The following is a 13,637-nucleotide window of genomic DNA, read 5'->3' on the forward strand; positions in this document are numbered from 1 at the left end:
TCGATGTTTGTGCGATGAGGAGGGGGTTTGGGGGTGGAGAATTCCGGAAGGACGGCCGATGCCGGGCGAGACGCCCGTGGTCCGGGGAGCGGACGGGGACGTCCGCGCTCCGCTCCCTGGACCACCCACTAATCGCTAACTCTGTATTCTCTATGCATGTCCCGGTATATCCTTGCCCTCGATCAAGGAACGACCTCGTCGCGCGCCATTCTCTTTGACCGCGGCGGATCCCCGATTGCGACCGGACAGCGAGAGCTGCCTCAGCACTATCCGCATCTGAGCTGGGTCGAGCATGACCCAGAGGAGATCTGGGAGACCCAGATCCAAGCCGCCAAAGAGGCGATCGCCAAAGCCGGCGCAAGCGCCGACGACATCGAGGCAATCGGAATCGCGAACCAGCGCGAAACCACTTTGCTATGGGACCGGCGCACCGGCATTCCCGTCTATCCGGCAATCGTTTGGCAAGACCGTCGAACCTCTGATCGATGCGAAGAGCTCAAGGCCCAAGGGCTGGAGAACACATACATCGCCCGAACCGGGCTCCTCTTCGACAGTTATTTCTCCGCAACAAAAATCGAGTGGATTTTGAACAACGTCCGGAACGCACGGAAGCGGGCGGAGGCAGGCGAATTGGCCTTCGGCACGGTCGACAGCTACCTTATTTGGCGGCTGACCGGCGGTAAAGTGCACGCCACCGACCTCACCAACGCCAGCCGAACCCTCATCTTTCACATCGATATGCTCGACTGGTCGGAGAAGCTGATGAGCTTTCTGGACCTGCCCAAGGGGATCTTGGCGGACATCGTTCCATCGACGGGGATCATTGGCTATACCGATCCCGAGATCTTCGGCAAGCCGATCCCGATCGCCGGAGTTGCCGGGGACCAGCAAGCGGCGCTCTATGGCCAAGCGGGGTTCCGCCCCGGCGTCGCGAAGGCGACCTACGGCACAGGCTGCTTCCTGCTCCGCCACATCGGGGAGCAGGCGGTCATTTCGGAGAATCGGATACTCACGACGCCGGTGGCCTGCACGGATATCGAGAACGCGAGCTACGCCTTCGAGGGAAGCGTGTTCAACGCCGGATCGGCGATCCAATGGCTGCGCGATGGACTCGGGATCCTCTCCAGCGCCGACGAGTCAGAGGCGGTCGCGCGAACGGTTAAGGATAACGAAGGGGTTTACATGGTGCCGGCATTCACCGGCCTCGGCGCTCCGTATTGGGATCCGGATGCCCGTGCGGCGATCGTCGGCCTCACCCGGGGGTCGACCCGCGCCCACGTCGTCCGTGCCGCTCTGGAGAGCATCGCCTACCAATGCAAAGATGTGCTGGAGGCGATGGACGAGGAATGCGAGGTTCCGCTCCGAGAGCTGCGCGTGGACGGCGGCGCTTCGCGCAACGATTTCCTGATGCAGTTCCAAGCCAACATCCTGGGAATACCCGTGGTGCGACCCAAGGTCACGGAGACGACCGCGCTCGGTGCGGCTTACTTAGCCGGTCTTGCGGTGGGATTCTGGTCTTCCGAGGAGGAGTTGGAGTCGCTCTGGAAAATCGATCGCCGCTTCGAGCCGGAGATGGACGAGTCCGAGCGGGAATCGCTTCACTTCATGTGGCAGGAAGCGGTCGGCCAGGTACGCGTTTCCAGCCCCGATTTCGACGTCGACGAAGACGAGCTCGGCGACGACTGGGCTTAATTTCGCCGTATGATTGAGACTATGCTGCGCCGAACCCCTTTCCGAACAACGGCATCGCCCGATTGGGTGCGAAGACTCGTCAGCTTAATTACACGCTTCGTCCAGTCGATCCTGGGTCGGCGTGGCGCAAGTCCTGGCGATGCAGGCTCGACGGTCCCCGCGTATCCCAAGGATCCGGTCCCCGTCCTCGTAGGCCGCGCGGCTTGGCCAACTGAAGAGTGATTCTTTTTGGGCGCCGATGTTCGTGCGTTCACGTCCTTGAGGCTGCCAAGTGGAAGGAGTAGGGGGAGGATTCGGTCGCCCCTACAGGGCTCTGGGTTGTGGAGGTTCTCTTTACCAGGGCTTCGCCCCTCGCTTTAGGAGGTCGCCCGTTCCGGGCTGCGATTCGGACGCGGTTGTGCGACAGCTTCCCGGCGAGGGGTGTTAGCGGGGGGGATGGTCTGTTTCTGACTTTCCGATAGGTTTCGCGGTCCCTGCTCATGGATCGCGCCAGTTTTGGAGCTCGAGTCGGTGGCCAGCGGCAACTATGCGCGAGAAATGTTTGGTATTGGCGTTTACGAGGGTTAAGTTGTGAGTGATGGCGGTTGCCGCGATGAGACAATCGACCACGCCAATGGCGGTCCCAGCCAGGACAAGGTCAGCGTTGATCACCCCAGCCAAGGCCATTACAGCTTGATCCGGGTAGATCACCTCAAACTGCGGTAAGGTTTCGTTCAGAAACTGCGAGATGGCGGCGTCGAGCCTCTTACGCCTTAAACCATCGACCACCTCCACGATAGTTAAAGCGCTCAATGTGAATTGCGGATATTCGCCTAGGTAGCGGATAGCCTGGTTTCGGGTGCTTTGCGCCCATGCAGTCTGCTGATGCTTCGGCGCGTTCAGCATGTCGAAATACGTGCTGCTATCGAGGAGCGCTTTAGGCACGCGGGGTCAACTTCTCCGCCCTAATGCGGCGGCTGCCCCTCTTAATTTCGTCTACCGTATCATCCGGCAATTGCTGAAAGAGATCAACCCCCGGCACGAGTCGCTGAAATGTTTCCCAGTCGTTCCCTTGCCCAGATAATTTAACGGCTCTTGTGGACTTGCCCTTCAATGCCTCACGAATGAGCTTGGTGGCGGCTTCGGCCGGAGAAATGTGTTCCGTCTTGGCGTAAAGTTCCAGATCGCGCTTTACATTCGCGGGCAATTCAAAGCTCATGGTTTCTGCTTTATATTATGGCTTCCATGTGGAAATCTGCTCCTCACACCTCTTGGCATCGGTCGCTAGAGGGGCTTCTTTGCCGTAGCGGCGGAAGAAAGGGGTTCTGGGGTTCGATGCTCTAGATAGTCGACGACAAGCGGCAGTAGCCGGTTGGCGAGGCTGAATTTGAGCATGGCGCCGCCGGTGTTGGTGTCGCGCATGAAGAAGTAGCCGGTGACGGTTTTTCCGGGGACGAAGGCGCCGTTTTGGAAGCGGCCGATGGTGAACATGAGCGATTCGCTGTCGATCTCTTCGCCCAGGGTGCCGGTTTTCATGATCGCACGGTAACCCTTGAAGTCGACTTGTATCGACTTCGCGGTGCCCGAGATGTGCACTCGCTCCAGCGGAGTCAGCAGCGCTTTCTCCCGCCACGGACCGAGCGAGATCGGGGCGGGCATCAGCGGGAAGTGCGGCTCCAACCCCTGTTCCAAGCGGGCGGAAACGCGTAAACCGGTCGAGAGGCGGGCGAACGCCTCGGCCATGGAGACGTTGTTCCACACCGACTGGGCTCCGCCGATGAGCGAGGTCAACAGCTCTTGCTTTACCGAGTGCATCGAGTCGCACTCGTACAGCACACGGCGCGGGACGACTTCGCTGGCAAAGGTCGGCATGTGGGCGTCCGCTTGCCAGGCGAGAGTCGGCAGGAAGCTCGCCATGCGTTGGTGCACCGCTTCCGACTCGGTCGTCTTATTCGGCGGAATCTGCACGTCGTAAAGCTCGGACAGGCCCTGGAACAGCAACGTATCGCTCAGATTCGTCCGCGGCACCCACCCCCCGGTTCGAGGCTCGCGGGAGACGACGCGGTTGGGGGAGTTCAGCAGATTGATTCGGTACGGCTTGCCTTCGAGGGTGATGTCGGCGTTTGCGGCGTCGGGTACGAGCGTGGTCTTCAGTTCGTCCGTCGACTCGACCAGACCGAGCGCACCGATAACGCAGGCGGGCCAGGTGCGAGACTGGGTCAGGAATTCCGACATCGTGACCGAACCGGCGGGCGGGTAGGGCGCGGTCGGAGTCTCCAGCGGAATGCCGCCGAGGTTGTCGTGTTCCAGCGTTCGGTTGTGAACGACGGCGTCCTCCAAGTGATATTTCGGCAACAGCTTGACCGCCATCGTGGAGAAGGTCAGCGGCTTTATCGTCGAACCGATCACGTGGTTTTCGAAGTTCCAATTACGCAGCAGCTTGCCGCGCCGGATCGGGCCGCTCCGGCCGAAGTCATCCTCATACAGGTCCGACGTAGGATCGACGTGCGGGAACGACGGAAGCGCCAGCACATCTCCCTTGAACGTGTCGATAAGCGTCATCGACACCGGCTTCGTCCGTTCCGGGTCTTCCAGCTTCCAGTTCAGGCCGCTTCGCGGCGACTGCTGCAGGCACCAGGAGCGCAGAGCGTCCTGAAGCCGCCGATGCAGGCCGAGGTCCAACGTTAGCTTCAGGTCGTCTTTCGGCTTGACTTCGTCGCCCACGCGGCCGAGATTGGCCACCATGCCGAACGAGGGACCACCGGGGAAGACGCGGCGGTATGCGCCGTTTCGCCAGCGGACGAACGCCAGCGGTTCGGCCTGAGTTCCGAGGTAAATCAGGTTGTATCGTCGCGGGCTTCGGCCGGTGCGGTCTTCTATGGACACGAGGTCGTTCGGCTGGAGCTGCAGCCCGGCATCCGGCACCGGCTTCCCTTCAACGAAAACGCCCCAACCGCGCTCGCGGGGAAGCGACTGCGGGATACGGGCCTTGAGGGTGACGAACGTTTTTTTGCCGACCTTACGGCGGCGATACTCGGCGAACTCCACGCGGCCGAACGGAGAACGGGCGGCGAGAATCGCCGCGTTCGCCCGGGTCACGGGTTGGGCGGAGTCGATCCAGACCACCTCGGGGAATCCGCCTTGGTTTAGCGAGAGGCTGAGCGGGCTGCTGAGCATGTAGAGCCGGGGGGCCTCTTCACCCGCACCGGCGGCGAGGATGCTCTTACGCCACGGGATTCCCTGTCCGCGTTTGTACGGCGACGACAGGTGGAAATAGGCACGGTTGACCTCCAGGTCAAACGAGCCGGCCGCATTCGGCTGGATGTAGTAGAGTCCCGCCTGCGGGTCCGATTTGTCGGCACGGAAATTGAATTCCCGGATCGCCTCTTTCTCGATCGGGCTGAGCCCGGGCACGGACTCCGGGTCGATGTGCCCGCTGTCCGAAAGCTTCACTTGTCCCTGCTCCACCCGCTTCACGACCTGGCGCATTACCTCCGGAGCATCGAGATCCTGGGTGAAGGAGACCGGCATCCCGATGCCTGCGCGGGCGACGCCGAGCCAAAGAAGCCCGGAACCAACCCCGAATGCGGTGAAGAGCCAAGAACCCGCCTTCGGTGGCACGTTGGCCCCCCGCGGCCGCCGCTTGAGGAGGACGGAAGCGATGGTAAGGAGCACGAGCCCTTGCAGAACGTCGCCTTGCGAGTAGAGCGACAGGAGCGGCAGGTTTTGACCGGTGAACGGGAGCGATCCGGTGTTGGCGGCCGCCATGTACAGTCCGTTTGCCGCAAAGAAGCCTCCGATCGCCGCGAGCGGCACGAACATCCACGATCCATCGCGCCTCGCGCTGGCGGCGCCGGCAAAGCAGGCGGCCATGATGACCATGTATAGCGCCGTCAACCAAGCGCCCGCCCACGGCCCGAACTCGCCGAGCACGTAGATCGAGTACGTCGTGTCGGTCATGGAGGTCGGGTATTTCAGCGCCACCTTAGATAGCGGGGCGCCGCCGTATCCCGGGTTCTTGTCCGACGCGCCGACGGCGGCGTAGAGGAGCATCTGCCATTGCTGCTCGCGGTTGTTCCGGTATTGGGTGGCCTCCAAATGCTCGGTGCGAGCCGGATTCAGCAGCATCTCCGGGTCGAGGTCGTCGAGGCTCGCGAGCCGGTAGGCCACGGTTCCGTTGAACGTCTCGAAGTGCTGGATGAAGAACCGGCGGTTCAGGCTGAGAGCGACCAACGCCAGAAGCGCAACGCCCAGGGCAATCGCCACGCCCGAGGTGAAACCACGCGGAGAACGCTTGGTTTGCAACGCGCGGAAAGGGAGCCAGGCCACCAAAAGAGCGAGGCCGATGGAGAGGCCATACACGAGAGCGCCGTTATCGCCGACCGCCAGCACGTTCATCGCCAGTGCGAGCAGATTCAGAACGACGAAAAATGTAAGGCCGCGGCGGTGCCAAAGCCCGATTTGCTTCCCTTCGGCTGGAGACGTGTCTTTTCGGGCCGCGACGGCAAGTGCGAATGCCACGAAACCGGCGATAAGTAGAAGATGGGTCCAGATACTGGTGCGAATCCCGAACAGATCGTTTCGGGTGCCAAAGATCCGGGCGAGGATCGGCGCAAGCATTCCTAGCGCCGGGAGGACCAAACAGATCCGGTCGAACGGCAGGCCGAGGAACTGCTTGCGGGTTCCTTCGAGTTGCCGCTGCTTTACTACCGGCAGGTAGCGGAGCCGTGCCAGCGCCATCGCGGCCGGAATGGCGACAAGGGCAAAGAGCGATACGCGGAGCGCCTTGTGAAAACTGACGAGCTCGCTGAGGGTCGCATCATCGGGCGGTAGGAGGGAGCACCGGTAGGCGAGCAGCAGGCGGACAGTGAGCAGGGCGACGGTTCCCACCCACAAGAATGCCCAGGCCACATCTCCGCGACCGACGGGGCGAGCCCGCCACCACAGGGCGAGGCCGAACAGAACTCCCAGCCCGGCAAACGCAAATAGGGCGAGGCGACCGGCTCCGGGAACGGAAGGTTTATCGACATGAAACCTGGCCTCGATTCCCTGCTGAAGGTCGCCGAGGTAGACCGGGGCATCGTCGCCGTGGCTCCGTTCCGAGACGCCATCCTGCACCGTCATCCCGGCAGAATCGGGTCGGGCGAGCGCCTTCGCGTAGAACGGGTGGTTATCGTTTCCGGTGGGAAAGACGAATCCGTCCATCGGCACCATGTCGCGTCCGGACGTCATGAGGAACGACTGCTCGGGATCCGCGGGCTTTGCTTTGGGGGGCAGCGGGTACGAGACCGGAACTTCGAATTCGGCCACTAAACGCGATTCGTCGATCTTCGCCGGCAGTTTCAGGGCGAACCGTTGCGAACCGGTGAAACCGAAGGAGAGGGTCGCGTCCTGAGTGGCGGGGATCTCCGAGGGGGCGGTTGCGGCTCTCAAGTCCAACGGTTTGTCGTTCCGAAGAACTTGGACGCCGTCGTCGGCCAGAGCCGGGTCAATGAGCACGCCGATCTTCGATCCTGAGTCTCCCTTTCTCTCCCTGACGACACAGACATCGCCGAGCATCGACCACGGGTCGACGTCCGTGCCGGCTTGGAGGGCGAGTGGGACATTGGAAGCCGGGAATCGAGTCGCTAGTCCGGCGGCTTGGAGAAGGGTGGTGAGGCGGGCGCCCTCTCGCAACTGACGGGCGGCAAGTTGGATGGTCTTCGGGTTTGCGGAGTCGCGATAGCCGATCTTCAGCGAGTCCCCGTCCCCTTCCAGGGTGACGGCGATGAACCGCTCGGGTTCTTTTCGTGAGGTTCGGAAGGTGAACTGGTACGTATCGTTCCGCTGCAACCATCCCCCGGGGATTCCATTGACGATCTTTCCATCGATACGGACCGGGGTGTCGATATTCGGACCCTCAACCCGCCAGCTCTTGATCGCGCCGTTCGCCGCATCGGCGATGAGTCTTACCCGCTGGCCCGCGCCAAGTCCGGGGATTTGGAATCCGTCGCGCTCGACGGCGTCGGACCGGATCGGATCGCCCGTGAACGTTAGCGCCGGCTTCGAGCCTTCGGGCGCTCGGGTGTAGAGGCCGACCTGCTGAATACGGGCGAGAGCACGAGCGGGAATGCGAGGGGAGCCGCCGGGTCCGAGTCCCATGTAACCGGCAACGGTGATCCCGAGGAGCAGGAGCGATACCGCGCCGAATAGCGTTAGCACCCCCCGCGCCAGCCCAGACGCCTCGTCGTCTTCCCATGGCCGCACCGCCACCGCGATGAACGCGAGCACGACGAGACCGATGAACAAGATGGCGGCGAGACAGAAAGTCAGACTGATCGGTTTTCCTCCGTAGGCCCGCCTACGTCTTGGCTAGACAGGGCGTTGCGAATCTCTTTTTGGGCCCCCAGTCGATGATAAGAAAGGCCCATCGGCTGGGAGCCGAAGCTACACGTGGACGGCGTGCGCCGCTCCCGCGCTATCGGTGCCGAAGTAGAAAGGCGAGAGCTCCAGACCCCGCTGGTGGCGGAGGAGACGGAGCAGCTCGTCGTAGTACCGGGCGTGGGCATGCGGTTGCGTCGACTCCAAGATGGTCCCCTCGCCAAGGTCCGCCAGTAGACGTTGTACGGTGGCAGTTAGCTTTCGGGCATGCGGCGTCGATCCGAAGCTGGAGGCGATTCGCTCAATATTGGTGAGCATCGCTCGGGCAAGGATCGGGTTTGGCTTCGCTACCGATTCAAGCAGCTCTGCGCACGAGAAGCTTAACAAATAGCCGACGGCCGCGGAAATTTCGGGGCGGCCGACTTCACTTTGAATGTAATTGAAAGCCTCGGCGGCCTCGCGCTGAAGGTCGGCGTAGGCCCGCGCCCGCGCGGTTAGCGCCTGAAGCTCGGCGCCCGACCGCTGGCCGCTTCGCGTCAGGGAGTCGACTTGCTGGGTAAGTTCGCGGCCGACGCGCTGGTGTTCGTCCTGAGCCTGCTTCAGTTTCGCAGCCAAAGCGTCGGCATCGGCACGGGCTTTATGGTGCGCCGCCCGCTCATCCTCGATCGACTTGACTGTCTCGTCGCGGTCCCGTACCCAAGCGTTGTGCTGGTCGCGGTACTCCTTGGAAGAGCGCTTGGTCTCCTCCAATGCCTGCTTCAACATTAGGATCTCTTCGTCCCGCTTGGCCAGGCGCGCCGACAGGTCCGCGGCTACTCGCTTGCTGTCGTCAACAGGCGCAGCCGGCTTTTTCTTTGGCGCCACCGCGGCACGAACGGCGAAGCCGGCTCCTCCCCCTACGAGCAGCGAGAGGAGCACGGGTAGCCAAGGGAACCCTGTGCCTTCTTTGGGTTCGGCCACGGTTGTGGGGGTCGCCGGCTTGCCGGAGGAGCCTCCGGTTGTGGGCGCGGGAGCGGCTAGCGCCGGCGGCGTGATGTCCAAGACGACCGGCCCCTTGGCGCCTTCGATGAGAATCGGTCCCGGTTGAACGGCAGAAGTCGAAACCGCCGATACGAAGTCGGAGAGCGGGTTCGCGCTGCCAGAGGGGGCGCCTACCTTTTGCAGGAGCGCGGCGCCGACCTGTGGCCCAGTGGCGGAAAGGCGCTGTTCTAGAAAACTCTCTACCCCGGGGGCGTCGGACGAGGTCCACCCGGAAGTTCCGTTCGTGAAGGTCGCCGAGGACTCGCGACCGGTCGGATCGTAGGCCCTCAAACGGGTGTTTTTCGGGTCCAAAACCTTGGTTTCGAGCGAGGCGCTCGGTTTCAACAGAACGACGCCGCCGAGAGGGCTGCCTGCTTGGACGGCGTCGAGGGTCGTCTTCCAAGGGGATTCAACCCCTTTTCCGACGAGCGTCTTGAGCCGAGCCAGCCAAGTTCGGTCTTTTTCTTTGCCGGCCGGTTGGATCGTCCATCCGCCTTGGGGGCTCGCGGTGACGGTCGGCGCACCTTTTAGCCAAAGGCGAATCCGTCCATCGGGAAATTGAAACACGCGAATCGGGTCGGCGGCGGAGGCGACGGTCGAGACGAGGATTAGGCCAATGAGGACCGCGGGTCGAAGTGGGTGTGCACGGAGCGGCACGCGTAGGTGCCGGCTACACGGCTTCGCCATAGGGGAGGCCGCTCTGGAGAGCGGCGGTCCGGGGCTTCGCCGCCGGGTCATCGGCTGGGAGCCGATGCTACTTTTCAATTTTGCGGCTCCCGGGGGAGTTGGTCGGGCCAGACTTTTTTCCAGATGTTGTCCTTCAACTCGCCGAAGTTCCCAAGTCGGACGGGGGCGCCGTTGACGGCTAGGCGGCGGATCGTTCCTTCGGTCTCCGGCTGGTAAGTTACACAGAATTCGCGGCCGGTGAAGCGACCGAGGCGGCTGATCATTCCGTCGTCGAACTCGGTTCCCGAGTGGAACGCGCCGGGGGTGAAGACGAAGTAGTGGCCGACGTCGGTCGGCGTTCGAACCATGTCGGCTCCCTCCGAGTTCAGCTCCTGCATTCGCACCGAGTACACCTGGGCGGCTTCGTCGGTTTGGGCGACTTTTACGAAGCCGTACGTCCCGTGCAAGGCGTCCCGGTTCTGGGGGCGGTGCCCCGAAGTCGCGTAGACCACCGCGCCTTTGCTGCAGGCATCCTTCGAATCCTGGCCCGTCAGCGTGTCGAGCGCGACGATGTCGCGCCCCACCCGGTCTCCGAAAAGCTCCCGCAATGCCCGCCGAATCGGGCCGAATTGTGAGGCTTGACCGCCGACCACGACGTGGGTTCTGCCCCGTTCGACGATGCTTTGAATCGCTAGATCGACTTCTTCACGCACGGAGCCGAGGCTGCCGAACGCCTGGGCATCGGTCTTGTTTGCAACCGTGGCTCCGAGCTCGATGAGGAGCCGGTGGATGTTGAGTTGGACGTAATTGCGGATCTGCGCGCCGAGCCAGTCGAGGTTGGCGGTGTCTCGCTCCTTAGCGGCACGGGCCACCTTCGGCTTGTCGGGCGCGACGCGGCGCGAGCCTTTGATTCGCGCCAGCATTTCACGCCACATTGCCCGCAGCTCCGCTTTAAACGATCGCTTCGGGCGGTCTTTTAGCGTCGCCAACACGCCGCGGCCGAGGTCTGCCTCGACGACGAGAGCGTCGTGGAGCCGCTGTCGAAACTCCTCGATTCCGGCCGATTGGTTGATCGACCAGTCGGGGATATCCAGATAGCCGATCTCGACGAAGCGCATGATGCTGCGCACGATGGTCTCGATCGCGGGTTGGGCGCTCGCCGGCGTCGTCATGGAATACCGTTCGCCAAACGCCTGCTTGACTTCCTCGACGAGGTCCGCCATCGCATAGAGGGCTTCGGAGTAGGCCGCGTCGGAGACCAGTCCCGGATTCTTCACCCAGAGGAAGCTCATCGGAGGCTCGACCATCGGACCGAGGTTCCCTCGATCGCCGAGCAAATGGCCGTGTTCGCGGAAAACGCGCTTCAGCTCGCGCTCGAAGAACTGAACGAACAGGTAGGTGAGCTCTCCGCCGCCCGAGCTGCGCCCGGTTCGGGCTCGGACCCACACGTGCTCTTCGCCATCGACCACTTGCGTCTGAAGCAGGCTCAGATCGGTCGTTCCGCGGCCGACGTCGATGGTCAGGATCTGTGTCGACGGGGAGGGATCGTCCGAATCCGTCGCGCCTTTCGCTTTGCGCGGCTTCGATAAGTAGTAGTACGCGAGCGCGTCGGACTCCGAGATCGTGCTCACCCGTCCCACCCGCGCGTACCGCTCGACGGTTCGTCGCAGGTTTTCTGCGTGCTCGACGCTATACACGTTCGGCACCGTTAGGATCACCTCGATCTCGTTCGGGTCGATCCCTCGCAAGATCGGCGACTGGAGGATTAGGTTACGAAGCACCTGGGTAGTCAGGTGGCCGATCGCGGTCTCCGGCGAGAGGTCGAGCGGCTCGCCGGTGATGGTCCGGAAGTTGGGGAACGCCTCTCGGATGCCGTATTGGAACATCACCTTGGGGTTTGGCAGGGTGGTGTTCACTTTAGGGGCGACCCGCGCCGACTGAAACATCAGGAAGATGCTCTGCCGGTAACCGGGCAAAATGGTCGGCTCGGCCCGAGTCAGGTCGAAGAAATCGAGCGTCGCGTGCCACTCGGGGAGGGTTCGCTCCGCCTGGTTCTCCTGGAGCTCGATTCGGCTTCGCAAGCGCGGCGAGACGTCGGCGGGGGCGCCCCCTCGCTGGGTCCAGAGAAGGTTCGGCTGCCGGTCCGGCACCATGATCGGCGCGAAATGCTGCAGTGGCACCATCCGCAATTCTTGCCCGTCGTCGGTGGCGTAGACGGCGGCCATCGAATCGGAGCCGAGGTCGAGAGCGACGTAATGCTTCATCTGTCGGGAAACCAGCGCCTTCCGGGCGGGAAGCGGACGCGGATACGTGATCTCGGCGGAGCAGGCGTCGCTGCCGCGTCGAACCGATACGTTTGCTTGTACCGGATACGGCGGAACCTCTGCCCAGGTGGCAATCGCGTCTCCGGCAAACGCCTCGACCGGCACTTCCAGGGACGTTTGGCCTAGCCACCGGGCATCGCCATCCTTGACGGCCAGGGTTAGGGTGGCGTCACGGTAAAAAATCCGTCGCATCCAACGGGGTGGGAGGATCACTCTCAGCGCTTCCCCGCCTACGAACGGCGGCTTCGGCACCTCGTCCGCGATCGGAGCCACCTGGATGCCAAGGGCGGGCAGCAAGATTGGATTCCCGTAGCCCGGCAGCTTTAGGCGGAAGTGCCGGCCCGCGCGCCAGGAATACCAAAGCCAAAGCGCCGTCCCCGCCACGGTTGCGAACAGGAGAAAGAGGAAACTGTTTTCCAGCCGCCGGCCAATCGTGTGGGTGCCCGGTATCGGTACCGCGGCATTGATAACGTAGACGGTATCGGCGCGCCGGGTACCGAGCCAACCGCCCGGTTGATCGGATGTGACGGCGAGCCGCACCGTCGCCGGCTCGACCCCGCCGGGCAGTGAGCCAAACTTCATGGGCGACTCGAGGGTATCGCCGGCCTCGCCAACTTTCCCCTCGCCGTGGGCGTTCGGGGAACCGGCGGTGATTCGCGCCGCCGCGTGCTGCCCGAACCGCTTGCGGATCTTTTCGCTCGGATCGATACGAACCACCGCGGTGGGATGGGGACCTCCCTCGTCTTGCCACCCGATGTCGATCGATCCGACCGCAGGAATGGCGGCCGCTTCGGCGGACGCGCGTTCGCGAGCTCGATTCAGCACCTCGTATCCGCTGAGATAGACCGGCTTTGCCTTACCGAAGGCTCGGATCTCTTGCTCGAAAAGCGGCTCCTCGACTCCGTCGGCGCCAACAAACCGGTACTCCTTTCCGACCTTTCGCCGCAGCGCTCGAATCCATGCCGAGTCGCCGGGCCGGGCGAAGTGCTCCAGCACCTCCGCCTCTTCGGCCATGGTGCCGCCGTTCGCCTCGTTATCGCTAAGGATGAGCACGAAGGTTCGCTGGACCCTTGTTCCACTCGGAACCTGGGACGCGTCCAGAGCCATTGCTCGAGCCCACGCCAGGGCGGTCAGGTTGTAGCCCCGCTCCGGCTGAAGAGCGTCGGCGAGTTGCTCTCGGGTGACCCGCGGCTCATGCGTGATCTGAGGGTGGAGGTAATCCTTCTTAAGGTCGTGCCATTTCAGCCTTCGGTAGGCGGTCGAAGCTTCGCCGCCGGAATCGATGCCGAATTGAAGGACCGTGACGAGATCGTGCGCCGGATCGAAGCGAGGGAGTCCCTCGAGCTTTTCACTTCCGTAAAGCGAATCGAGTAAGCGATGGACCGCTCTCTTCGCGGAAGAGGACCGTTCCCCTTGCATCGACCGGGAGGCGTCGAGAAGGACGATCAGATGGTTGGGATGGTCCGGCACCACCGTCCCGCCTTCCGCCCAAGCTCCAACGGCCGCCGCAAGCAGAGCCGCGGCGGCCAGGAGGCGGGGGAGGAAGGACGAGTTCGAAAGCATGATAGGAACCGCCGGATTCTACGCCGCGAAGGG

General features: G+C 62.9%; 6 protein-coding genes. 1 reads left to right on the plus strand and 5 read right to left on the minus strand.

Features of this window, described 5'->3' with window-relative positions; all coding sequences use genetic code 11:
- Positions 1-156 precede the first annotated feature (156 nt).
- Positions 157-1,692 (plus strand): glycerol kinase GlpK, encoded by a 1,536-nt coding sequence (gene glpK / locus OP10G_RS00990; RefSeq protein WP_025227758.1) that lies wholly within the window; start codon positions 157-159, stop codon positions 1,690-1,692.
- A gap of 477 nt (positions 1,693-2,169) precedes the next feature.
- Here the strand turns inward: glpK and OP10G_RS00995 are convergent, their stop codons facing one another.
- From OP10G_RS00995 to OP10G_RS01015, 5 genes are all read right to left on the minus strand, one after another.
- Positions 2,170-2,616, minus strand: coding sequence for a PIN domain-containing protein (locus OP10G_RS00995; RefSeq protein ID WP_025227757.1), 447 nt, complete (start codon positions 2,614-2,616; stop codon positions 2,170-2,172).
- Positions 2,609-2,890, minus strand: coding sequence for a hypothetical protein (locus tag OP10G_RS01000; RefSeq protein WP_025227756.1), 282 nt, complete (start codon positions 2,888-2,890; stop codon positions 2,609-2,611). The genes OP10G_RS00995 and OP10G_RS01000 overlap by 8 nt, the downstream gene beginning before the upstream one ends.
- Before the next feature lie 65 nt (positions 2,891-2,955).
- Positions 2,956-7,959 (minus strand): hypothetical protein, encoded by a 5,004-nt coding sequence (locus OP10G_RS01005; RefSeq protein ID WP_025227755.1) that lies wholly within the window; start codon positions 7,957-7,959, stop codon positions 2,956-2,958.
- 138 nt (positions 7,960-8,097) lie between these two features.
- Complete coding sequence (locus tag OP10G_RS01010; RefSeq protein ID WP_025227754.1) at positions 8,098-9,708, minus strand: hypothetical protein; 1,611 nt, start codon at positions 9,706-9,708, stop codon at positions 8,098-8,100.
- 104 nt (positions 9,709-9,812) lie between these two features.
- The gene (locus OP10G_RS01015; protein ID WP_025227753.1) at positions 9,813-13,604 is read right to left on the minus strand and encodes a hypothetical protein; all 3,792 of its coding nucleotides are present in this window, start codon (positions 13,602-13,604) and stop codon (positions 9,813-9,815) included.
- Positions 13,605-13,637 lie beyond the last annotated feature (33 nt).

The sequence above is a fragment of the Fimbriimonas ginsengisoli Gsoil 348 genome, assembly GCF_000724625.1.
Taxonomy (GTDB): Bacteria; Armatimonadota; Fimbriimonadia; order Fimbriimonadales; family Fimbriimonadaceae; genus Fimbriimonas; species Fimbriimonas ginsengisoli.